The organism is Streptomyces sp. NPDC029296 (assembly GCF_055569255.1).
Window position 1 is genome coordinate 71569 of the sequence record NZ_JBVHXT010000011.1, and the last position, 20132, is coordinate 91700.

Annotated in this window: 23 protein-coding genes, 1 tRNA gene and 1 pseudogene; 10 read left to right on the forward strand and 15 right to left on the reverse strand. The window is 72.4% G+C overall.

Translation table 11 applies throughout. From position 1 onward, the window contains the following. Positions 1–50: 50 nt before the first annotated feature. The 3 genes from ACZ4W9_RS12205 to ACZ4W9_RS12215 are packed head-to-tail and all read right to left on the reverse strand — an operon-like array spanning position 51 to position 941. Positions 51–440: a hypothetical protein gene (locus ACZ4W9_RS12205; RefSeq protein WP_467935035.1), complete on the reverse strand. Its 390-nt coding sequence runs from the start codon at positions 438–440 to the stop codon at positions 51–53. Then, positions 437–631 carry a hypothetical protein gene (locus ACZ4W9_RS12210; RefSeq protein ID WP_467935036.1) on the reverse strand — a complete coding sequence of 65 codons (195 nt, stop codon included), beginning with the start codon at positions 629–631 and terminating at the stop codon, positions 437–439. Before ACZ4W9_RS12210 ends, ACZ4W9_RS12205 begins: the two co-directional genes overlap by 4 nt. After that, entirely contained in the window at positions 606–941 is a 336-nt protein-coding gene (locus tag ACZ4W9_RS12215) for a hypothetical protein (RefSeq protein ID WP_467935038.1), read from the reverse strand. Before ACZ4W9_RS12215 ends, ACZ4W9_RS12210 begins: the two co-directional genes overlap by 26 nt. 108 nt (positions 942–1049) lie before the next feature. On the opposite strand from ACZ4W9_RS12215, the gene ACZ4W9_RS12220 reads away from it, so the two are divergent. The 3 genes from ACZ4W9_RS12220 to ACZ4W9_RS12230 are packed head-to-tail and all read left to right on the forward strand — an operon-like array spanning position 1050 to position 2327. Further along, positions 1050–1871: a helix-turn-helix domain-containing protein gene (locus ACZ4W9_RS12220; protein ID WP_467935039.1), complete on the forward strand. Its 822-nt coding sequence runs from the start codon at positions 1050–1052 to the stop codon at positions 1869–1871. A gap of 11 nt (positions 1872–1882) precedes the next feature. Then, positions 1883–2083 (forward strand): DUF397 domain-containing protein, encoded by a 201-nt coding sequence (locus ACZ4W9_RS12225; RefSeq protein WP_467935040.1) that lies wholly within the window; start codon positions 1883–1885, stop codon positions 2081–2083. A gap of 43 nt (positions 2084–2126) precedes the next feature. After that, on the forward strand, positions 2127–2327 hold the full coding sequence (locus ACZ4W9_RS12230) for a DUF397 domain-containing protein (protein WP_467935041.1): 201 nt from the start codon (positions 2127–2129) through the stop codon (positions 2325–2327). Positions 2328–2370: 43 nt separating this feature from the next. Here ACZ4W9_RS12230 and ACZ4W9_RS12235 read toward each other — a convergent pair whose 3' ends face one another. Beyond that, complete coding sequence (locus ACZ4W9_RS12235; RefSeq protein ID WP_467935043.1) at positions 2371–2871, reverse strand: hypothetical protein; 501 nt, start codon at positions 2869–2871, stop codon at positions 2371–2373. Positions 2872–2962: 91 nt separating this feature from the next. Between ACZ4W9_RS12235 and ACZ4W9_RS12240 the strand changes: the two genes are divergently transcribed. Further along, positions 2963–4354: a M1 family metallopeptidase gene (locus ACZ4W9_RS12240; protein WP_467935044.1), complete on the forward strand. Its 1392-nt coding sequence runs from the start codon at positions 2963–2965 to the stop codon at positions 4352–4354. 23 nt (positions 4355–4377) lie between these two features. On the opposite strand, the gene ACZ4W9_RS12245 is transcribed toward ACZ4W9_RS12240, so the two are convergent. Then, positions 4378–5070 carry a pentapeptide repeat-containing protein gene (locus tag ACZ4W9_RS12245; protein WP_467935046.1) on the reverse strand — a complete coding sequence of 231 codons (693 nt, stop codon included), beginning with the start codon at positions 5068–5070 and terminating at the stop codon, positions 4378–4380. 108 nt (positions 5071–5178) lie between these two features. Here ACZ4W9_RS12245 and ACZ4W9_RS12250 point away from each other — a divergent pair, with 108 nt between their 5' ends. After that, positions 5179–6354 carry an FAD-dependent oxidoreductase gene (locus ACZ4W9_RS12250; protein WP_467935186.1) on the forward strand — a complete coding sequence of 392 codons (1176 nt, stop codon included), beginning with the start codon at positions 5179–5181 and terminating at the stop codon, positions 6352–6354. On the opposite strand, the pseudogene ACZ4W9_RS12255 reads toward ACZ4W9_RS12250, so the two are convergent. Both ACZ4W9_RS12255 and ACZ4W9_RS12260 read right to left on the reverse strand, forming a co-directional pair. Beyond that, positions 6299–6668, reverse strand: a pseudogene (locus ACZ4W9_RS12255) (hypothetical protein); the annotation flags it as partial. The gene ACZ4W9_RS12250 and the pseudogene ACZ4W9_RS12255 sit on opposite strands and share 56 nt — an antisense overlap. 26 nt (positions 6669–6694) lie before the next feature. Continuing rightward, positions 6695–7348 carry a rhomboid-like protein gene (locus tag ACZ4W9_RS12260; protein ID WP_467935047.1) on the reverse strand — a complete coding sequence of 218 codons (654 nt, stop codon included), beginning with the start codon at positions 7346–7348 and terminating at the stop codon, positions 6695–6697. On the opposite strand from ACZ4W9_RS12260, the gene ACZ4W9_RS12265 reads away from it, so the two are divergent. Next, on the forward strand, positions 7347–8258 hold the full coding sequence (locus tag ACZ4W9_RS12265; RefSeq protein ID WP_467935048.1) for an aminoglycoside phosphotransferase family protein: 912 nt from the start codon (positions 7347–7349) through the stop codon (positions 8256–8258). The genes ACZ4W9_RS12260 and ACZ4W9_RS12265 overlap by 2 nt on opposite strands. Positions 8259–8299: 41 nt before the next feature. Here the strand turns inward: ACZ4W9_RS12265 and ACZ4W9_RS12270 are convergent. After that, positions 8300–8373 (reverse strand) — tRNA-Thr (locus ACZ4W9_RS12270). A 206-nt stretch (positions 8374–8579) separates the two neighbouring features. Between ACZ4W9_RS12270 and msiK the strand changes: the two genes are divergently transcribed. From msiK to ACZ4W9_RS12285, 3 genes are all read left to right on the forward strand, one after another. Continuing rightward, complete coding sequence (gene msiK, locus ACZ4W9_RS12275) at positions 8580–9716, forward strand: diacetylchitobiose ABC transporter ATP-binding protein MsiK (RefSeq protein ID WP_467935050.1); 1137 nt, start codon at positions 8580–8582, stop codon at positions 9714–9716. Positions 9717–9895: 179 nt separating this feature from the next. After that, positions 9896–10357, forward strand: coding sequence for a hypothetical protein (locus tag ACZ4W9_RS12280; protein ID WP_467935051.1), 462 nt, complete (start codon positions 9896–9898; stop codon positions 10355–10357). Between the two features lie 739 nt (positions 10358–11096). Next, complete coding sequence (locus ACZ4W9_RS12285) at positions 11097–11828, forward strand: nucleotidyltransferase family protein (RefSeq protein WP_358687785.1); 732 nt, start codon at positions 11097–11099, stop codon at positions 11826–11828. Positions 11829–11893: 65 nt separating this feature from the next. Here ACZ4W9_RS12285 and ACZ4W9_RS12290 read toward each other — a convergent pair whose 3' ends face one another. From ACZ4W9_RS12290 to ACZ4W9_RS12320, 7 genes are all read right to left on the reverse strand, one after another. Next, positions 11894–13570: a DoxX family protein gene (locus tag ACZ4W9_RS12290; RefSeq protein WP_467935052.1), complete on the reverse strand. Its 1677-nt coding sequence runs from the start codon at positions 13568–13570 to the stop codon at positions 11894–11896. A gap of 149 nt (positions 13571–13719) precedes the next feature. Then, positions 13720–14661: a 23S rRNA (guanosine(2251)-2'-O)-methyltransferase RlmB gene (rlmB, locus tag ACZ4W9_RS12295; RefSeq protein ID WP_467935054.1), complete on the reverse strand. Its 942-nt coding sequence runs from the start codon at positions 14659–14661 to the stop codon at positions 13720–13722. Between the two features lie 89 nt (positions 14662–14750). After that, positions 14751–16154 carry a cysteine--tRNA ligase gene (gene cysS / locus ACZ4W9_RS12300; RefSeq protein WP_467935055.1) on the reverse strand — a complete coding sequence of 468 codons (1404 nt, stop codon included), beginning with the start codon at positions 16152–16154 and terminating at the stop codon, positions 14751–14753. 58 nt (positions 16155–16212) lie between these two features. Then, positions 16213–16617 carry a PPOX class F420-dependent oxidoreductase gene (locus ACZ4W9_RS12305; protein ID WP_467935056.1) on the reverse strand — a complete coding sequence of 135 codons (405 nt, stop codon included), beginning with the start codon at positions 16615–16617 and terminating at the stop codon, positions 16213–16215. A gap of 57 nt (positions 16618–16674) precedes the next feature. After that, a complete protein-coding gene (gene ispF / locus ACZ4W9_RS12310) occupies positions 16675–17169 on the reverse strand; it encodes a 2-C-methyl-D-erythritol 2,4-cyclodiphosphate synthase (protein ID WP_467935058.1) in 495 nt (164 codons plus the stop codon). Next, complete coding sequence (ispD, locus tag ACZ4W9_RS12315; protein ID WP_467935059.1) at positions 17159–17911, reverse strand: 2-C-methyl-D-erythritol 4-phosphate cytidylyltransferase; 753 nt, start codon at positions 17909–17911, stop codon at positions 17159–17161. The genes ispF and ispD overlap by 11 nt, the downstream gene beginning before the upstream one ends. A 279-nt stretch (positions 17912–18190) precedes the next feature. Then, a complete protein-coding gene (locus ACZ4W9_RS12320; protein WP_003953493.1) occupies positions 18191–18673 on the reverse strand; it encodes a CarD family transcriptional regulator in 483 nt (160 codons plus the stop codon). Between the two features lie 615 nt (positions 18674–19288). Here ACZ4W9_RS12320 and ACZ4W9_RS12325 point away from each other — a divergent pair. After that, positions 19289–19966, forward strand: a complete 678-nt coding sequence (locus tag ACZ4W9_RS12325; protein WP_467935060.1) for a copper chaperone PCu(A)C domain-containing protein — start codon at positions 19289–19291, stop codon at positions 19964–19966. The last annotated feature ends 166 nt before the right edge of the window (positions 19967–20132 follow it).

The following is a 20132-nucleotide window of genomic DNA, read 5'->3' on the forward strand; positions in this document are numbered from 1 at the left end:
CCTGCTGAAACACCCGAAGACCCCCCAACTTTCCCTTGGGGGGTCTTCTTTCATGGGCGGACGAGCCCGTCGTCGGGGAACTCGCCTGCCGATTGCGCCGGCGCTTCGAGGTCCGCCTGATCCCACTCGCACGTTCCGGGATGGCCCTTGTAGATCGTGCAGGACGTTCCCATGGGCGTGTCGGTCTTCAGGCAGACCTCGGCATCGATGACCCACTGCATTTCCGGGTCGTCGAGCCAGCACAGGTACACATCCCTCTCGAGCTCCGAACCGCTGCGCAGCCACGTGGCATGGAACTCGTGCGCCTCTTCACCCAGCACACACCGGAGGTCGTCCAGGAACGCCCAGTCGACTTCGCCGTGGTCGGCGCAGGGCAGTCGCTGAGCCCATCGGAAGGTGTGATCCCTGATGTCGCACGTGCTGGTGCAGCGGTAGGTCATCCCCGGATCACCCTTGCCTGCACGCCGGCCTCGATGGCGAGCGCCAGCTCTTCGGCCGCCTCGATCCCGATGCACTGGACGGCCAGGAAGCCGCCCGCGGGGTCGATCAGCACGTCCACGATGGCGCCGGCCCGCATGATGGCCGCCTCGAGGTGGGCCCGTGCCCTAACCGTCCTTGCCGGATGTTCCATTGATCGCCTCCTCCGGGTGCCGCTCGCGGAGGGTCAGCCCGTCCTTGAGGAGGTCGAGGAGGCCGCCGGCCTGAACCACGTTGCAGTCGCCGAGCCGGACCACCCAGCGGCGGTTCTCGGCGGGGGCCAGGCGGGTGTGGAACTGCGGAAGCCTGATGCCGGCCTCCGCCAGCACCGCGTCCAGGGCGAAGGTGATCTCGCCGACCTCGAGTGTCTGCCGGATTCCCAGCGTGGGGATGTGTTCGTCGCCGGGCTTCTCCGGGCGCTTCTTGCCGTCAACCACAACCGGTTCGTTCAGTCTTTCGGGCACGTTAGTTCCTCTCCGTAGCGCTCCGACTACCCGGACAGGTTCAGCATGGGACCACGCCAGGGAACCGTTCAACGTGTTGGAAGAGAACGAAAGGTCGGTGAAGGGCCGTTGAACCGCAAGGAGTTGAACCCCGACGCGTCGCCACAAGCGGCGTACGGAGCACGTCTGCGCAGCTTGCGGGAAGCCCGCGGCTGGACCCAGGACGACTTGGCCGCGCTGATGGAATATTCCAGCGTGCATATCTCGGCCGTCGAAACTGGTCGGAAGCCTCCGACCCTTCGCTTTTCGCGTAGCGCGGACAGAGCATTCGGCCTCACGGGCAGCGCGGACTCGTTCGAGCGCGAGTACCGGGAGATCCGGCACGGCAACCTGCTGGAAGGCTTCCCCGAGTACGTCAAGTGCGAGGGCAGGGCGGCAGAAATCCGGCTGTACGAGATCGGGATCATTCCCGGCCTGCTCCAGACACCGGAGTACGCGCGCGTCCTGGCGGACAGTGCCGTACGCCGAGGCGTCATCACGCCCGAACAGGCGGAGGAACGAGTCGCGTTCCTGGCGGAACGGCAGACGGCCCTGGAACATCCCCGCCTCCCCATGATGCTGGTGGTGATGGATGAGAGCTGCATCCGCAGGCAGGTCGGCGGACCGAAGGTCATGAGGGCCCAGCTCGACCGGTTGATGCAGTTCGCCGAGCTGCCGAACACCGTGCTCCAAGTGGCTCCATTCGACATGGGAGAGCGTCGACCGTTCAACCTGCCCCTGAACTTACTGACGATGCCGGACCTGTCCGTTATCGCGTACGCCGAATCCCAGATGCGGGGTCACCTGGAGCGCGAAACGGCAGCCGTGTTGCCCCTGTTGGCGGGCTACCATCAGTTGCAGGCCGATGCCCTGCCGCAGGCTGCATCGGTGGCCGTGATCAAAGAGGCATGAAAGGGCACCCCGTGACGACCGAGTCCCCCCGCTGGTTCAAGTCCTCCTACAGCGACAACGGCGGCAACTGCATCGAGGTCGCCACCAACCTCGCCGCCACCCACGACATGGTCCCCGTCCGCGACTCCAAGAACACCGACGGCGCCGTACTGAACTTCACCGCCGGCACCTGGTCCTCGTTCATCGAGTTCACCACCCGCCAGAGCGTCTGAGACCTCGCTCGCGACCGCCTCCTCCTTTCGGAAAGGGCACCCCGTGACGACCGAGTCCCCCCGCTGGTTCAAGTCCTCCTACAGCAACAACGGCGGCAACTGCATCGAGGTCGCCACCAACCTCGCCGCCACCCACAACGTGATCCCCGTCCGCGACTCCAAGAACACCGACGGCGCCGTACTCAACTTCACCACCGGCACCTGGTCCTCGTTCGTCCAGTACGCCGCCGACCAGCGCGTCTGAGAGCCTGAGCCCCCTCCGTCCGCCGTGAGCCGGAGGGGGTGTTCTACGGCAGCCGGGGGAAGCGGGCCTGGAGGGTCCAGATCGCCGGGTTCTCCGCCAGGTCCTCGTGCAGGTCGGTGAGGTCCGCCAGCAGATCGTGCAGGAAGTCCCGGGCCTCCCGACGCAGTGCGGCGTGCGGGAAGGAGAGCGGGGACTCCTCGGCCGGGGACCAGTCCGAGGTGATGTCGACCCAGCCGAAGCGGCGCTCGAACAGCATCCGGTCGGTGGACTCGGTGAAGTCCAGCTCCGCCCGCTGCGGCCGGGCGGCCCGGGAGCCCAGCGGGTCGCGGTCCAGTTGCTCGACGATGTCGCACAGCGCCCACGCGAAGTCCAGCACCGGCACCCATCCCCAGGCTGTGGACAGTTCCCGGTCGGTCTCGGTGTCCGCGAGATAGACGTCCCCGCAGAACAGGTCGTGCCGCAGCGCGTGCGCGTCCGCGCGCCGGTAGTCGGTCTGCGGGGGATCCGGGAACCGGTTGGAGAGGGCATAGCCGATGTCGAGCACGGGGAGATGGTGTCACGCCGGCCCGCCCGGCACCCGCGGCGGACCGCCCGGAGCCACCCGCGGTGCGTGCCGCCCGCCTAAGATCACTGACATGTCCAGATCGGTACGCCTTGTCCCGGCCGTCGCCGTCCTGCTCGCCCTCGCCGTCACCGGTACCGCGTGCGACACCGGCGCCCGGGGCACCCCGGGCGGCTCGGGCGCGGGCGACCCGTACTTCCCGAAGGCCGGCAACGGCGGCTACGACATCGGGCACTACAGCCTCGCCCTGGACTACACCCCGGCCGGCCACCGGCTCACCGGCACCGCGGTCATCACCGCCCGGGCCACCCGCGACCTGTCCGCGTTCCACCTCGACCTGTCCGGACTGCGCGTCGACTCCGTCCGCGTGGAGGGCGAGAAGGCCGGCTGGAGCCGCTCCGGGCAGGAACTCACCGTCCGCCCGCGCACCGGCCTCGGCAAGGGCGAGACCTTCCTCGTGACGGTCCGCTACTCGGGCACCCCGCGCACCCTCACCGATCCCGACGGCTCACGGGAGGGCTGGCTGCCCACCGCCGACGGCGCCCTCGCCCTCGGCGAACCCGTCGGCTCCATGACCTGGTACCCCGGCAACCACCATCCCTCCGACAAGGCGACCTACGACATATCGGTCACCGTCCCCGAGGGCCTCCAGGCCGTCTCGACCGGCGAGCAGACGGACCAGAGCACGAAGGACGGCCGGACCACCTACCGCTGGCAGACGGCCCAGCCCATGGCGAGCTATCTCGCCACCGTCGCCATCGGCCACTTCGACATCACCCGCACCACCGGCCCGCACGGCCTGCCCGTCGTCACCGCCGTCGACCCCGGCCAGGCCGAGGCGAGCGCCGAGGTCCTCGCGAAGATCCCGGAGATCCTCGACTGGGCGGAGTACAACTTCGGGCCGTACCCCTTCTCCTCCGCCGGCGCCCTGGTGGACCGCCCGGGCGACGCCGGCTACGCCCTGGAGACCCAGACCCGCCCCTTCTTCCCCGGCCCGCCCGACGTCTCCACCCTGGTGCACGAGCTCGCCCACCAGTGGTACGGCGACTCGGTCGGCCCCGCGTCCTGGCGGGACATGTGGCTCAACGAGGGCTTCGCGACCTACGCGGAGTGGCTCTACGACGAGGACAACGGCGGGCCCACCGCCCAGGAGACCTTCACCGACTACTACGAGAACGGCCCCGACGACATCTGGGCCTTCCCGCCGGCCCGGCCGACGAGCGCCGCGCACATCTCCGACTCCCCCGTCTACCAGCGCGGCGCGATGGTCCTGCACAAGATCCGCCGGACGGTCGGCGACGACACCTTCTACGACATCGTCCAGGGCTGGGCCGCCGCCCACCGGCACGGCACCGCCGACACCACCGGCTTCGTCCGCTACGTGGAGCGGAAGGCCCCGGACAAGGACTTCCGCACGATCTGGAAGGACTGGCTGTACGGCGACGGCAAGCCCGCCCACGCCTGAGGCCCGGCCCCGGCCGCCGTCCCTCAGTCCAGCACCCGGATGCCGAGCTCCGCCGCCAGCACCGGGGCCAGGTCCAGCAGTTGCCCGGTGCCGATCACCGCGCCGGACAGGCGGTCCAGGCCCCGGGCGATCTCCAGCGGCGCGGCCCCGCGCAGATCGACGTCCGCCAGCGTCGCGCCGCCGAAGTCGGCCCCTCTCAGCGCGCAGTCGACGAACTCCACCCGCTCCAGCCGCGCCCCCGCGAAGTCCGGCTCGACCAGCACACAGGACTCGAAGACGACGTCCTTCAGGCGGGCCTCGCGCAGGTTCAGATAGTCGATCTTGCCGCCCCGGACCACGACCCGCTCCAGCACCGCCCCGTGCATCTGGGTGCCCCCGAGGCGCGCGTCGACCAGTTCGACATCGCGGAACGTGGCCTCCGCGAGCCCGGTGCCGACCCCGCGCGGGCCGGTCAGGACCGAGTCCAGCACCCGGGCCCTGCCCAGCGCCGTACCGTCCAGCGCACAGCCCGTCAGCGCGCAGTCCATGAACCGGGCGCCCCGCGCGTCCTGGCCGGTCAGGTCCAGCTCCCGGAACTCCAGCCCGTCGTAGTCACCGTCCGGCTCCAGTGTGCCGCCGTCCCAGGCGTCCAGTGCCGGCAGCCGCAGCTCCGGCCGCCGCGCGCCCCGCACCGCCGCCCCGGTCCCGGCCCTGCTCCCCGTCGTTCGCCTCACCATGCCCCCCATGCTGCACCCCGCCACCGACAATCGCCCTGAGCTGCGCGAACGCCGCGATGTCACATCCGGCGGGCCCCCGGCCGTCGTACCGGTCAAGGAGACGGACCGATTCCAGGAGACTTGATGCGCCACATCACCGTCGTCGGCGGCGGCTTCGCCGGGCTCACCGCCGCGATCACCGCCGCCGAGGCCGGGGCCAAGGTCACCGTGTACGAGGCCCACCGCACCCTCGGCGGGCGGGCCCGGACGGCACCGGGGCCGTACCACGCCAACGAGGGGCCGCACGCCCTCTACTCCGGCGGCCCGCACTGGACCTGGCTGCGGCAGCGGGACCTGCTCGGCCCGCTCGCCGCCCTGCCGCCGCTGGAGGCCGCCCGGCTGCGGCTGCGCCACCACGGCGCGCTGCGCCGCACCCCGCCCTTCGGCATGCTCAAACTGCTGCGGCCACGCCTCGGCCCGGCCCCCGTCGACACCGACTTCCTGAGCTGGGCGACCGGGATCGCCGGCGAGGAGGGCGCCCGCGCGGCGGCCCACTACGCGGCCGTCGCCCTCTTCCACCACGACCCGGGCGGCCTGTCCGCCGCCTTCGTGCAGGAGCGGCTGCGCCGGGCCGCCAAGCTGCCGCCGGAGGCGCACTATCCGCGCGGCGGCTGGGGCGCGGTCGTCGAGCGGTTGGCCGCGCGGGCGTGGAACCTGGGCGTGCGGATCGAGACGAGCGCCCGGGTGGACGCCCTGCCCGAGGGCACTCCGGTCGTCGTCGCCACCGCCCTGCCCGCCGCCCGGCGGCTGCTCGGCGACGACTCGCTGGCCTGGCCGGGCGGCCGTACCGTCCTCGTCGACCTCGCCGTACGCACCCGGCGCGGGGACGCCTTCGCGGTCTCCGACCTCGACGCGCCGGGCTGGATCGAGCGGTTCACCGCGCAGGACCCGTCCCTCGCCCCGGCCGGGGAGCAGCTGATCCAGGGGCAGTTCCCGATCGGGCCCGGTCGGCATCGCGCCGACGGGGCGGCCCGTGCCGAGTGCCTGCTCGACCTGGGGTTCCGGGGCTGGCGGGAGCGGGTGACCTGGCGGCGGGAGTCCGTGGCGGACGGCCGCACCGGGGCCGTGGACCTGCCGGGCCGCACCTGGCGGGACCGCCCGGCCGTGGACCGCGGCGACGGCGTGTACCTCGTGGGCGACCAGGTGGCGGCCCCGGGCGTGCTCGCGGAGGTGTCCTTCAACAGCGCCGTCACCGCCGTGTCGTTGATCCTGGGCCGGCCCGCCCTCGGCCTGAGGCACGCCTGAGGAGCCGGGCCGGTCCCGGTCGGTGGCGGCCCGCCACCCGGTCCGCCAGCCGGGCCGGCCGCGAGGACCGCAGGTCCGGATAGCGGCGTTCGCGCCGGTCGGCGGCGCGGTAGGTGGCGTACATGCCCCGCACGCCCAGCCGGCGCAGGGGTTCCGGCTCCCCCTTGCGGGCCCGGTGGCCCACCCGGGGCAGCTCCGTCGGCTCGGTCCGCCCGCCCAGCCGAGCCCGGCGGAGCGGTCCAGCGTGACGGTGGCGCGCCAGTCGCGCGGCACGCCGAGGACCCCGACCAGGCGTGCTCGATCGACGGCGCTGCTTGCCGAGCTGTTCATGGCCGGGCCGTCAACCCCTGGCCCGGACCGGTGTCTCCTTCGGATTCCGTGCTTCTCCCCGCCCCCTGACCAGCGGACGGCAGGCGAGCCCGAGCAGCGCGGCCAGGAGGTGCCCGGCGTCCGTGAAGGTGGGCCCGGCGGCCAGCGGCAGCGCGAACACGGCGAGCACCGCCGCCAGATACCCGTACCGCCAGGGCGCCGGGAGCCGGTAGCAGAGCACCGCGATCACCCCCGCCAGCGCGTAACTGACCCCGATGTCCAGGGTGTCGACGGACGCGGGCGGGGCCCGGCCCGTGCGGATCGCCGCCAGCAGCACGGCCTCGCTCGCCAGCGACGCCGCCACGTGGGCGAGCGCGCACACCGCGAGCCAGCGGGCCGTGCCCAGCCAGCGTTCGGCCGGCGCGTGGAACACCGTGTACAGGAAGGCGTACGGCAGCCAGTGCCCGCTCTCGATCCACATCGCGCTCGCCACCAGCACCCGCACCGGGCTGCGCGACAGCTCGTGCAGGTTGGTCGACCGGTGCCGCAGGAAGTTCTCCTCGAACTCGGGCGGCATGGAGTGCAGCACCACGGTCGTGACGAACAGCACCCCCAGCCACACATGGGTGCCGGGAGCGGCGCGGACGTATGCCCACGCCCGGCCCAGGCCCCGGTTAAATCGCATGAGCCGATTGACGCACGCCGGTATCGTCCGACCGGTGATCGACATTCCCGCGAAGCTCGCCGAGGCACAGGAGATGTACAACGGCGCGACGGGCAAGGCGTTCATCACCGCGCTGCCGGACCTCGCGGCCGGTTTCCTGGACCGTTGGGAGCTGCGGCTCGACGGGCCGTCCATGCACGGCGTCAGCGCCCTGGTGCTGCCGGTGGTCCGCGCCGACGGCCTCCGCGCCGTCCTCAAGCTCCAGCTGCTCGACGAGGAGAGCGAGGGCGAGCCGGTCGCGCTGCGTGCCTGGGACGGCGACGGGGCCGTACGGCTCCTCGACCACGACCCCGCCACCGGCACCATGCTCCTGGAGCGCCTGGACGAGGGCCGGATGCTGGCCCACCTCGCCGACACCCGCCAGGCGGTCCTGGTCATCGCCCGGCTGCTGGCCCATCTCACGTCCTTCCCGGCCCCGCCCGGACTGCGCCGGCTCGGCGACATCACCGCGTCCATGCTGGAGCGGACCCCCCGGGCGCTGGAACGCATCCCCGACCCCGGGGCCCGCCGGATCGTCGCCGACTGCGCCGCCGCCGTCCGCGAGGTCGCCGCCGAACCCGGCGACCGGCTGCTGCACTGGGACCTGCACGACGAGAACGTGCTGGCCGCCGGGCGCGCCGACTGGCTCGCCATCGACCCCAAGCCGCTGGCCGGCGACCCCGGCTTCGAGCTGTGGCCCGCCCTGGACAACCGGTTCGAGGCGGCCGAGGTCCGCTGGCGTTTCGACGCGATGACCGACGTCCTCGGCCTGGACCGGGCCAGGGCCCGCGCCTGGACCTTCGGCCGGCTGCTGCAGAACGCCCTGTGGGACATCGAGGACGGCCGCCCCGTCGAGGCCCGCCAGCTGGAGATCGCCCGCCTGCTGGCATGAGAAAAGCCCAGGTGGGAGCGGGTCCCACCCGGGCTTGCCGGAGCCCCCTGTCGGATTCGAACCGACGACCTTCGCTTTACAAGAGCGGCGCTCTGACCAGCTGAGCTAAGGAGGCGCGCACCGGGGTGCTCGTGCAGTGTACCCAGGTCCGGGAGGCGTCCTGTCGAAAATTTCCGCGAAGTTCACCAGGGCCGAAGTACTGACACGGCAGGTGATCGCCAGGTAGCGTCTCGGTCCAGTTCACCCCGGTGGACTACTCCAACCACCTTCCTACAACGGATCGTCCGGCACGTTCCTGCCGGTAGAAGGGGGCCCTTCACCATGGCCACAGTCACGTTCGACAAGGCGACCCGGATCTACCCGGGTTCCGACAAGCCCGCCGTCGACGCGCTCGACATCGCGATCGAGGACGGCGAGTTCCTCGTCCTGGTCGGCCCGTCCGGTTGCGGCAAGTCCACCTCGCTGCGCATGCTCGCGGGCCTGGAGGACGTCAACGGCGGCGCCATCCGCATCGGTGACCGCGACGTCACGCACCTGCCGCCCAAGGACCGGGACATCGCCATGGTGTTCCAGAACTACGCCCTGTACCCGCACATGACGGTCGCCGACAACATGGGCTTCGCGCTCAAGATCGCCGGCGTGCCGAAGGCGGAGATCCGGCAGAAGGTCGAGGAGGCCGCGAAGATCCTCGACCTCAGCGAGTACCTGGACCGCAAGCCGAAGGCGCTCTCCGGCGGTCAGCGCCAGCGTGTCGCCATGGGCCGCGCCATCGTGCGCGAGCCGCAGGTCTTCCTCATGGACGAGCCGCTGTCCAACCTGGACGCCAAGCTGCGTGTCTCCACCCGTACGCAGATCGCCTCGCTCCAGCGCCGGCTGGGCATCACCACCGTCTACGTCACCCACGACCAGGTCGAGGCCATGACGATGGGCGACCGCGTGGCGGTCCTCAAGGACGGTCTGCTCCAGCAGGTCGACTCGCCGCGGAACATGTACGACAAGCCCGCGAACCTCTTCGTCGCCGGCTTCATCGGCTCCCCCGCCATGAACCTGGTCGAGGTCCCGATCACCGACGGCGGCGTGAAGTTCGGCAACAGCGTCGTCCCGGTCAACCGGGAGGCCCTGAAGGCCGCCGCCGACAGGGGCGACCGCACGGTCACCGTCGGTGTCCGTCCCGAGCACTTCGACGTGGTCGAGCTGAACGGCGGCGCCGCCGCGTCCCTGACGAAGGACACCGCCGACGCCCCGGCCGGCCTCGCCGTGTCGGTGAACGTCGTGGAGGAGACCGGCGCCGACGGCTACGTCTACGGCACCGTCGAGGTCGGCGGCGAGCGCAGGGACCTCGTGGTCCGCGTCAACAGCCGCGCCGTGCCGGAGAAGGGCGCCACGCTGCACGTCGTGCCGCGGCCGGGCGAGACCCACGTGTTCTCCACCTCCACCGGCGAGCGGCTGACCGACTGACGGTCCCAACGCACCGGAAGGGCCCCGCGCGCTCGGCGTGCGGGGCCCTTTCCGTGGGCCGCCCGGCCCTTTCCGTGGGCCGCTTCGTCAACCCCGTTACCCGGAAATCCGTGCTCCCTCATCCCCCGAAGGGGTGACGCATTGTCTCCAGGTCATTACCGGGCGCTACCCTCACACGCGTGAAGCACTCCACCACCCCACAGACGCGACGCGGCCACCGGGGCGGCCCTGCCCGCCGGATCGGCCGCACTCTCGCCCTCGTCCTGCCCGTCGTCATGGTGCTCTCCGGAACCCTCGCGGTCACCCGGGTCAACTGGACGGGGAGCCCCGCCGGCTCGGTGCTGGCCGCCTCCGACGTGACGTCGGCGGCGATCCCCGCCCGGACGGCCGCCCGCGCACCGCAGGACGTGCTCCGCGAGCAACTGATGAGCGAGCTCCAGCACAAGGACCCCGGCGTGGTGCTCACCCACCTCCAGCGGGCCGTCAACGGACGCCCCGCGCTCGCCCGGCACTGCTCCTCCATCGCCCGCGCCCTCGGCACGGCAGCGGTGCGCATCTACGGCGCCCCGCGCGCCCAGTCCTACGCCCGGCCGGTGTGCGACACGGCCTTCGCCTCGGGCGTCCTGGCGGCGCGCAGCTGACCCGGAGGCCCGGCGGCGGCCCCGCCGTGACGGCGCGCCGCCCGCACCGCGGCAGCCGTCAGGCCGCGTTGCCGTGCCCCGCCACGGCGGGGCACGGACCTCTCTCCGTCGCCACCCCTCGGCGCCTCGCGCGGACCCACGCCACGGCGGACGCGAACCCTTCGCCGCCACCCGCCGTGCCAGCCGACCTCGTCACGGCGGGGCACGGGCCTCTCTCCGCCGCCCCATCACGCCGGGCACACGGACCAGCCACCACCCCTCGGCGCCCCGCGCGGACCCACGCCACGGCGGACGCGAACCCTTCACCGCCACCCGCCGTGCCAGCCGACCCCGCCACGGCGGGGCACGGACCTCTCACCGTCGCCCCACCACGCCGGGCACACGGACCAGCCACCACCCCTCGGTGCCCCGTGCGGACCCGTGCCACCACGCCACGGCGGACGCGAACCCTTCGCCGCCACCCGCCGTGTGAGCCGTCAGGACCCGTGCCCGCACCCCGTCACGGCGGGGCAGGGGCCTCTCTCCGCCGCCCACCACGGCGTACGGGCCCTTCGCCACCGCCCCGCCGCGGCAGGCGCGCGGCCCGTCCCCACCACTCCGCCGTGGCAGGCGCGCGGCCCCTCCCCGCCGCCCCACCGTGACGGGGCCGCGCCTGTCGTTGCCGCCGCACGCCGCCGCGGCGCCCGCGCGGGCCGTTGCCGCCGACCGGGCGCGGTGGGGTGCCACGTACAGTGCGGTCATGACCCATCCGAGCGCCGCGTCGCGCCCCACTCAAGCCGTGGTCCTGGCCGGTGGCCAGGGCTCGCGGCTGCGTCCCTACACCGACGACCGGCCCAAGCCGATGGTCGAGATCCCCGGCACGGGCACGCCGATCATCGGCCACCAGCTCACCTGGCTCGCCGAGGAGGGCGTGACGGACGTGGTGGTCTCCTGCGGCCACCTCGCCGACGTCCTGCAGAACTGGCTGGACTCGGCCGACCTGCCCGTCTCCGTCACGACCGTCGTCGAGAACGAGCCCCTCGGCCGCGGTGGCGGCCTGCGCTACGCGGCCACGCGGCTGCCCCACCCCGACCGGCCCTGGTACGCCACCAACGGTGACATCTGGACGCGGTTCTCCCTGCGGGACATGGCCGACTTCCACACCGAGCGCGACGCCGTGGCGACCCTCGCGCTGGCCCGGCCGCGCCTTCCCTGGGGCGCGGTGCAGACCGACGGGTTCGGCCACATCACCGACTTCATCGAGGCCCCGCCGTCCACGTTCGAGATCAACGCCGGCGTGTACGTGTTCTCCCCCGAGTTCGCCACCCTGCTGCCCGAGCGGGGGGACCACGAGCGGACGACGTTCCCCCGGCTGGCCCGGGAGAACAAGCTGGCCGGCTTCCCCATCCCGCAGGGGGCGTACTGGCGGGCCATCGACACGGCGAAGGACCTGACCGAGGCGGCCAAGGAACTGGCGGCCCTGAGCCGCTAGCCCGCACGGCGAAAGGGGCCCCGTACCGGAGAGGTGCGGGGCCCCTTTCGCCGTCTTCGGTCCCGTCAGCCCAGCAGGCCGCCCACCAGGCCCGGCTGGCCCGTGGCCGTGGAGCCGCCCGAGGTGGTGCCGGTGGTGGCGCCGCCGGTCGACGTGGTGCCGCCGGTGGTGGTCGTGCCGCCCGTGCTGGACGGGCCCGCCGTGGTGCTGGGGACGCCGCCCGTCGGCGCGGACCGGCTCGGCGGGACCTGGCCCGTGGTGCCCTGGGTCTGGGTCGGGGCCGCGGTGGTGGCCCCGGTGGTGGCGCGGCCGGTGCCGGGCGGGGTCATCGCCTGGGAGGGGCTCGCGCCGGCCGTGGCACCGTCCGTGGGCGTGGCGGAGGCCGCCGGGGTCTTCTTGTGCCGCTTGCCGGGCTCCTGCGGGAGCGGGGAGCCGGGCAACTGGTTGCGGGGGGCCTCGCCGGGGCCGGGGACGACCACGCGGCCGGAGTCGCGGACCGCGCCGCCCAGCAGGGAGCCGATGAGCAGGGTCAGGCCGACGGTGACGGCCGTGATCAGCGCGCCGCGGCGCAGTACGTAGCGGCGCAGCTCCCAGATGTCGGAGCGGGGGCCGAGCCGCCGCCAGGCGCCGCCCGCGAGGCGGCCGTCCACCGAGTACACGGGGGCGCCGGCGATGATCAGCGGGGACCAGGCGGCCAGGTAGATGATGTCCGGCGTGTCGTAGGCCGGGACCGTCTTCCAGCTGACGGTGACGATCAGGGCGGCCGAGAGCAGGGCACCGAGGACCGCGGCCACGCGCTGCCAGCAGCCCAGGATGGTCAGGACGCCGACGACGACCTGGAGGAAGGCGATGACCAGGCCGGAGCCGACCGGGTGCTGGAGCGCGAACTGGCGCAGCGGCTCGGCCACGTCCCACGGGTGCAGGGTGTTGAGCCACTTCACCATGGAGCCGCGCTCGCCGCCGTCGAAGTAGACGGGGTCGCACAGCTTGCCCATGCCGGCGTAGATGGAGATGAAGCCCAGGAAGATCCTGAGCGGGAGCAGGACCACGCCCAGGTTCATCCGGCGGCCCGGGAAGTAGGCGTGCCGGGCCGGGTCGTCGCTCTGGCGCCGGGTGCGGCGCGGGTCGTCTTCCTCCGGGTCCGGACCGGGTCCGGCCGGGTACGCGTCGTACGGGTCGTGGTCGGCGTCGGGGTGGGACGGGGGGTCGTAGGCGCCGGTGACCGTGCGCATGTGCGGCAGGAGACGGGTGGCGTCGGGGGCGGTGCGCTGGTGGCCGACGACCGGGGTCTCCACGGTCCGGTCCAGTTCGGTGTGGGTGTCGGCGTAGCCGGTCTGCACGCGCGGGGTGACCTGGGTGGCGCCGGCCTCGGGCTCGCCGGCGTGGCGGACGCTGCTGCCCCGCACGGCCTGGAGGAGCCGGTGGGCGCCGGTGTCGTCGGGGGCGGACCGCCCGCTCCAGACGACGGGACGGCGGCGGCCGGTGGCGTCGGCCGCCCGGCCCGCCGTGCCCAGGACCGGCCTGCGGGCGGTCTCCTGGCGGGCGGCGTTCAGATGCCGGGTGATCCGGGGGGACCGGGTGCCCTTCGACGCCGGGCCCAGCTGCACGCGGAAGCTGGCGTGATTGACGATGACCTGCGCCGGATCGCTCGGCACCTTCACCATGCTCAACGCGGGAGCGTCGTCGATACCCGACGAGCGGTCCCCCGTGGGTGTGCGGGGTGTTCTGGTGTCCACACTCATCTAACCGAGTGACGTGGTGTTAGGACACTGCTTTGACCGGCCGGATGTGTCCGGACCCCGTCAAGGCCGTGCCCACCCCGTCATGACCACCCGAATCAGCCCGCAAGAGGGAGGCACCGGACGGGTGTTCAGCCCGTCCGGGCCGTCGGTCAGCTCCGCCTGCGCGCCGTCTCGTACAGCACGATCCCGGCCGCCACGCCCGCGTTGAGCGACTCCGCGCCGCCCGGCATCGGGATGCGCACCCGGACGTCGCAGGTCTCGCCGACCAGGCGGGACAGGCCCTTGCCCTCGCTGCCGACGACGATGACCACCGGGCCCTCCAGGGCCTGGAGCTCGCCGAGTTCGGCCTCGCCGTCGGCCGCCAGGCCGACCACCGTGAGACCGGCCTTCTTGTAGGCCTCCAGGGTCCGGGTGAGGTTGGTGGCGCGGGCGACCGGCGTGCGGGCGGCCGTACCGGCGGAGGTCTTCCAGGCGCCCGCGGTCATGCCGGCCGAACGGCGCTCGGGGACGACCACTCCGTGGCCGCCGAAGGCGGAGACCGAGCGGACGACGGCGCCGAGGTTGCGCGGGTCGGTGACCCCGTCCAGGGCGACGACCAGCGGGTCCTCGCCCTCCTCGGCGGCGGCGTCGAGCAGGTCCTCGGGGTGCGCGTACTCGTACGGCGGGACCTGGAGGACCAGGCCCTGGTGGTTGAGGCCGTTGGTCATGCGGTCCAGCTCGGGGCGCGGGGCCTCCATGAGGTTGATGCCGCCGCGCTCGGCGGCGAGCTGGAGGGCCTCGCGGACCCGCTCGTCGTTGTCGATGAACTGCTGGACATAGAGCGTGGAGGCGGGGACGCCCTCGCGCAGCGCCTCCACCACCGGGTTGCGGCCCACCACCATCTCGGAGGCGGACCTGCCGCCGCCCCGGCGCTGCTGGGTGCGGCCCTGGGCGCGGCGCGCCTTGGACGCGGCGGCGCGCTGCTTGGCGTGCCCCTTGCGCATTTCGGCGGGCGGGGTCGGGCCCTTTCCTTCCAGGCCCCGGCGCCGCTTGCCGCCGCTGCCGACCTGCGCGCCCTTCTTGCCGGACATGCGGCGGTTGTTCGCGGCCATGAGTTACCCGTCTCCGTTGAGGCTTCGTACGTACGTCTTATGCAGTGTGCCGCCCGGAGGGCCGGGCGGCACAGTCGATCAGTCGCCGGTCAGCGTGCGCCGAGGCTCCAGCGCGGGCCCTGGGGGCTGTCCTCGATGACGAGCCCGGAGTCCTTGAGCTGGTCCCGGATGGCGTCGGCGGTGGCCCAGTCCTTGCGGGCGCGGGCGGACTCGCGCTGGTCGAGGACCAGGCGGACGAGGCCGTCGACCACGCCCCGGAGATCCTCGCCCCGGTCGCCGCCCTCGCCGGCCCAGTGCGCGTCGAGCGGGTCGAGCCCGAGGACGCCGAGCATGGCCCGCACCTCGGCGAGCCGGGCGACGGCGGCGTCCTTGTCGTCGGCGGCGAGGGCGCTGTTGCCCTGCCGGACGGTGGTGTGCACGACGGCGAGGGCCTGCGGGACGCCCAGGTCGTCGTCCATCGCCTCGGCGAAGGCGGGCGGGACCTCGTCGGCCGGCTCGACGGTCTTGCCGGCCAGCTCGGTGACCCGCTGGACGAAGCCCTCGATCCGCGCGAACGCGGACTCGGCCTCGCGCAGGGACTCCTCGCTGTACTCGATCATCGAGCGGTAGTGCGGGGTGCCCAGGTAGTAGCGCAGCACGACCGGGCGCCACTGCTTGACCATCTCGCTGACCAGGACGCTGTTGCCGAGCGACTTGGACATCTTGTCGCCGGCCATGGTGACCCAGGCGTTGTGCACCCAGTACCGGGCGAACTCGTCGCCGTAGGCCTTGGCCTGGGCGATCTCGTTCTCGTGGTGCGGGAAGATCAGGTCGAGGCCGCCGCCGTGGATGTCGAAGGCGCTGCCCAGGTACTTGTGGGCCATGGCCGAGCACTCCAGGTGCCAGCCGGGGCGGCCCGGGCCCCAGGGGGTCGGCCAGCTCGGCTCGCCGGGCTTGACCGCCTTCCACAGGGCGAAGTCGCGCGGGTCCCGCTTGCCGGTCTCGCCCTCGCCGGACGGCTGGAGCAGGTTGTCCAGCTCCTGCCGGGACAGCTCCAGGTAGCGCGGGAAGGACCGGACGTCGAAGTAGACGTTGCCGTCGGCCGCGTAGGCGTGCCCGCGCTCGATGAGGCCCCGCATCATCTCGACCATCTCGGGGATGTGGCCGGTGGCGCGGGGCTCGTAGGTCGGCGGCAGGCAGCCAAGGGCGGTGTAGCCCTCGTTGAACGCGCGCTCGTTCTCGTACCCGATCGACCACCAGGGCCGGTGCTGCTCGTGGCTCTTGGTGATGATCTTGTCGTCGATGTCGGTGACGTTGCGGATGAACGTCACCTCATAGCCGCGGTAGGCGAACCAGCGGCGCATGATGTCGAAGTTGAGACCCGAGCGGATGTGGCCGATGTGAGGGGCCGCCTGCACGGTGGCGCCACACAGGTAGATCGAGACGCAGCCCGGCTTGAGCGGGGTGAAGTCACGGATCTGCCGGGCGCTGGTGTCGTACAGGCGAATCGTCACCACTCCAGAGTAGTGGGCGCATGGCGGTGCCATGCGCCTTCCCCGGGGGAACTCCTCCTCACAGCCTTCCGACGACCTTCTGCGGCCGGATCCGTACGACCACCCGCTGGGCGTCGTCGACCGAGGCGGGATTGAAGTCCTTGTAGTCCTTGCCGGTGTACTTGCGGCTGATCTCATCGAGGAGTTCGTGGCCGTCGTCCGTCGTCATCTCGGCGGTGCCGCGGATCTCGGCGTACTCGTACGGGGACTCGGGGTTCAGGACGACGGCCGTCACCCGGGGGTCGCGCTGGAGGTTCAGGTACTTGCGGCGGTCGACGGTGGTGGAGAAGAGCAGGTCGTCGCCGTCGCGCTTCACCCAGACCGGGGACAGCTGCGGGCTGCCGTCGGGCTGGAGGGTGCCGACGACGATGAACACCTTGCCGTCGAGCACGGACTTCAGGCGGTCGGACAGTACGGCGGACATGGGTACCCTCCGGAGTCCAGGGATCACTGGTGATCGTGAGGGTACCCTCGCACGCCGTCAGTTCACCCGCGCCACCAGGGCCGTCGCGACCGCCATCAGCCCCTCCTCGCGGCCGGGGAAGCCGAGGCCGTCGGTGGTGGCGCCGGAGACCGACACGGGCGCGCCGGCCGCCTCGGAGAGGATCTTCTCGGCCTCGTCGCGGCGCTTGCCGATCTTCGGGCGGGGGCCGATCACCTGGACGGCGACGTTGCCGATGGCGAAGCCCGCCGCCCGTACGATCCGCGCGGCCTCGGCGAGCAGCGTGGTGCCGGAGGCACCGGACCACTCGGGGCGGCCGGTGCCGAAGTGCTGTCCCAGGTCACCGAGCCCGGCGGCGGAGAACAGCGCGTTGCAGGCCGCGTGGGCGACCACGTCGGCGTCGGAGTGGCCGGCCAGCCCGGGCCCCTCGCCCTCCCACTTCAGGCCGGCGCACCACAGTTCGCGGCCCTCCTCGAAGGCGTGGATGTCGGTGCCGATGCCGACCCGGGGAAGCGCCGGTGCCTCAGAAGCCATCGGTGAGCCTCCTGCGGGCCAGGACCGCCTCGGCGAGGACCAGGTCCAGCGGGCGGGTGACCTTGAAGCCCTCCTCGTGACCGGGGACGGCCACGACCGTGAGCCCGAGCCGCTCGACCATGCCCGCGTCGTCGGTGACGTTCCCGGTGACGCTCTCGTGGGCGCGGACCAGGGTGGCCCGGTCGAAGCCCTGCGGGGTCTGCACGGCGCGCAGCCGGGCCCGCTCGGGGGTGGCGACGACCGGCTCCGGGTCGCCGGGCGCGGTGGCGGGCTCGACCTCCTTGACCGTGTCGGCCAGCGGCAGCGCGGGCACCACGGCGGGGGCGCCGTCGCGTACGGCCTCCACGACCGCGTCGACCGTCTCGACCGGGACCAGCGGGCGGGCCGCGTCGTGGACCAGCACGACGCCGTACTGCGGCGGCAGGGCGTCCAGGCCGAGGCGCACCGACTCCTGGCGGGACTCCCCGCCGGGGACGACCAGGAAGTCGGTCCTCTCCGGCAGCGCGTGCGCGTCGAGCAGCGACTTCACCTCGGCGGCGCCGTCCGGCGGAGCCACGACGATCACCAGGGAGACGTGGCGGGACGCGGCGAGGGCGCGCACCGCGTGGATGAGCATGGGCGTGCCGTTCAGCGCGCGGAGTGCCTTGGGGGCGCCCGGGCCGAGGCGCACGCCCCGGCCGGCGGCGGGAATCACGGCGGCGACGGGGCTCTGCGCGGGCGTGGGACGCGATTCGTCAGACATCGGTTCCTGTCAGGTTTGTGTGCTCGACCTACGTGGGTATGGCCTGGAGGAGTGCCGGGCGCGACGCCTTGACCGGACCCTTTCCGTGACCCTGGTCGAGCCATCCGCCCGGGCCCGGCACGCCGAGTATCGGGGGGTTGTTCCACAGGCTTCCCGAGGCACGCCCTGCGGGGACGAAGATGCCGCAGCGCCCGGCGACAGGGTCAGTGTCATCGGGCACCGCGGCATTTCACTGCTGTGCTGGGCGTGCCGGAAGCGAGGGTTCGCTGCCGCTGCGTGTCAGGAGGCGAGCACCTCGTCGAGCAGGGCCTCGGCCTTGTCCTCGTTCGTGTTCTCCGCGAGCGCCAGCTCGCTCACCAGGATCTGGCGGGCCTTGGCGAGCATGCGCTTCTCACCGGCGGAGAGTCCGCGCTCGCGCTCGCGACGCCACAGGTCACGCACGACTTCCGCGACCTTGATGACATCGCCGGAGGCGAGCTTCTCCAGGTTTGCCTTGTAGCGACGGGACCAGTTCGTGGGCTCCTCGGCGTACGGCGCGCGCAGCACCTCGAAGACTCGGTCCAGTCCGTCCTGACCGACCACATCACGCACGCCGACGAACTCCGCATTGTCCGCTGGCACACGTACCGTCAGGTCACCCTGGGCGACCTTCAGCACCAAGTAGGTCTTGTCCACGCCTTTGATCTGGCGAGTTTCGATAGCCTCGATCAGCGCGGCCCCGTGATGGGGATAGACCACGGTGTCGCCAACCTTGAACGTCATGTGACAGGTACCCCTTCCGTGGCTATCCAGGGTAACACGGATACGGCGTCTTCTGAATGGCGTTTTCGCAGGTCAGGGCATATCTCGGGGCTTGACAACAGCAACCGGGACGTGCTGCGAGGGCCCCACGGAAGCGGGTATTCGCAGGTCGGAGGGGCTCTTCGGGCAAAGGGAAACGCGTACGCTACACGCCTCGGGGCGATGTTCCAAGTGGATGAATGTCCCGGTTTGTCCAGTGTCAGCCGTGCGACTTCCGCTACTCCGTTCGGTGCCCACCGGTGGATGTGAGCCGATTCCAAAATTGATCTACGGCGGGCGGGCGGGTGTGCCGTGATCAATTTCGGGGAGCGCCGCGCATTCCTTCACGGAAATTTCGCGCGGGGTGCCGCAAGGCGCGCACCTCGCGTTATGCGAATGCCGGGCGAACGCCTCCCCGGCGTGACCGGGGAGTCACTTCCTCCCGGCGAGGTACCCCCACCTGGAGGGATGGACGGGCCTCGGGGGAGGGTCGGGTGCGGCGGCATGGGAACGGCTCGGTAACCTAAGCGCGCTGACAGACACTTAGGGCGGCTTTATCAGAGGAGCCGCCCGCGCGTTCAAGGAGTTGCCGCCGCCGTGAGCAGCAGCCTTCGACGCGGCGCCCTCGCCGCCTCCGCCATCGTCTTCTCGATCGCCTCGCTCGCCGCCTGCGGCGCCGGCAACGACTCGCAGACCCTGGAGATCCAGCCGGACAACGCGGCGACCAGCGTCGGCGCCATCAAGATCCAGAACGCCCTGGTCATCACCCAGCCCGATCTGAAGTCGACGGGGCCCGCGGTCGTCTCCGCGACCCTGTTCAACTCCGGCGACACCGCCGAGACCCTGGAGTCCGTCACCCTGGGCAGCGGCACGTCCGCCGAGCTGAAGCCCGCCAAGGGCAAGAGCGTGACCGTCCCCGCGGGCGGCTCGCTGGTCCTCGGCGGCAAGGGCAACGCCTCCGCGACACTGCCCAGCGGCCGCGAGGCCGTCAAGGACGGTGACGCCCAGAAGATCACCTTCACCTTCAGCAGGACCGGCAAGGTGGGCCTGAGCGCCTTCGTGGTCCCGGCCACCAGCTACTTCGACAAGTGGGGCCCGTCGCGGATCCCGTCCGCGCCGGCGTCCGCCTCGCCGTCGAAGTCCGGCGCGCCGGGCGCGAACCCCTCCGCGAGCGGCAAGCCGGAGAAGAGCGGCGAGGCGACCCCGTCGGGCAGCGCCTCCGGTGAGGCCGCCACCCCGGGCGACTCGGCGTCGCAGTCGGCCGCCGGCCACTGACGGGACAGGGCCGCCGGTTCGCCGTGGCCGAGCGGCCCGCCGTACCCCGCGGGCGTACCGGCCGCGCAGGCACGTGTGACGGAGGGCGGCACCCCGCGCGTCTCCACCAGGGCGTCCTGGACGGCCTGGCCGAGCGCGTCGAGGCGGGCGGGGTCGGTGCCGAGCG

Excerpts from the sequence above, each read along its gene's own strand:
- ACZ4W9_RS12320 (WP_003953493.1), bottom strand. The coding sequence starts at position 18,673 with ATGACGTTCAAGGTTGGCGACACCGTGGTCTATCCCCATCACGGGGCC.
- rlmB (WP_467935054.1), bottom strand. The coding sequence starts at position 14,661 with ATGGCCGCGAACAACCGCCGCATGTCCGGCAAGAAGGGCGCGCAGGTC.
- ACZ4W9_RS12305 (WP_467935056.1), bottom strand. The coding sequence starts at position 16,617 with ATGTCCGCCGTACTGTCCGACCGCCTGAAGTCCGTGCTCGACGGCAAG.
- ACZ4W9_RS12285 (WP_358687785.1), top strand. The coding sequence starts at position 11,097 with ATGACCCATCCGAGCGCCGCGTCGCGCCCCACTCAAGCCGTGGTCCTG.
- ACZ4W9_RS12245 (WP_467935046.1), bottom strand. The coding sequence starts at position 5,070 with ATGGTGAGGCGAACGACGGGGAGCAGGGCCGGGACCGGGGCGGCGGTG.
- msiK (WP_467935050.1), top strand. The coding sequence starts at position 8,580 with ATGGCCACAGTCACGTTCGACAAGGCGACCCGGATCTACCCGGGTTCC.
- ACZ4W9_RS12265 (WP_467935048.1), top strand. The coding sequence starts at position 7,347 with ATGAGCCGATTGACGCACGCCGGTATCGTCCGACCGGTGATCGACATT.
- ACZ4W9_RS12260 (WP_467935047.1), bottom strand. The coding sequence starts at position 7,348 with ATGCGATTTAACCGGGGCCTGGGCCGGGCGTGGGCATACGTCCGCGCC.
- ACZ4W9_RS12240 (WP_467935044.1), top strand. The coding sequence starts at position 2,963 with ATGTCCAGATCGGTACGCCTTGTCCCGGCCGTCGCCGTCCTGCTCGCC.
- ACZ4W9_RS12290 (WP_467935052.1), bottom strand. The coding sequence starts at position 13,570 with ATGAGTGTGGACACCAGAACACCCCGCACACCCACGGGGGACCGCTCG.
- ispF (WP_467935058.1), bottom strand. The coding sequence starts at position 17,169 with ATGGCTTCTGAGGCACCGGCGCTTCCCCGGGTCGGCATCGGCACCGAC.
- ACZ4W9_RS12205 (WP_467935035.1), bottom strand. The coding sequence starts at position 440 with ATGACCTACCGCTGCACCAGCACGTGCGACATCAGGGATCACACCTTC.
- ispD (WP_467935059.1), bottom strand. The coding sequence starts at position 17,911 with ATGTCTGACGAATCGCGTCCCACGCCCGCGCAGAGCCCCGTCGCCGCC.
- ACZ4W9_RS12210 (WP_467935036.1), bottom strand. The coding sequence starts at position 631 with ATGGAACATCCGGCAAGGACGGTTAGGGCACGGGCCCACCTCGAGGCG.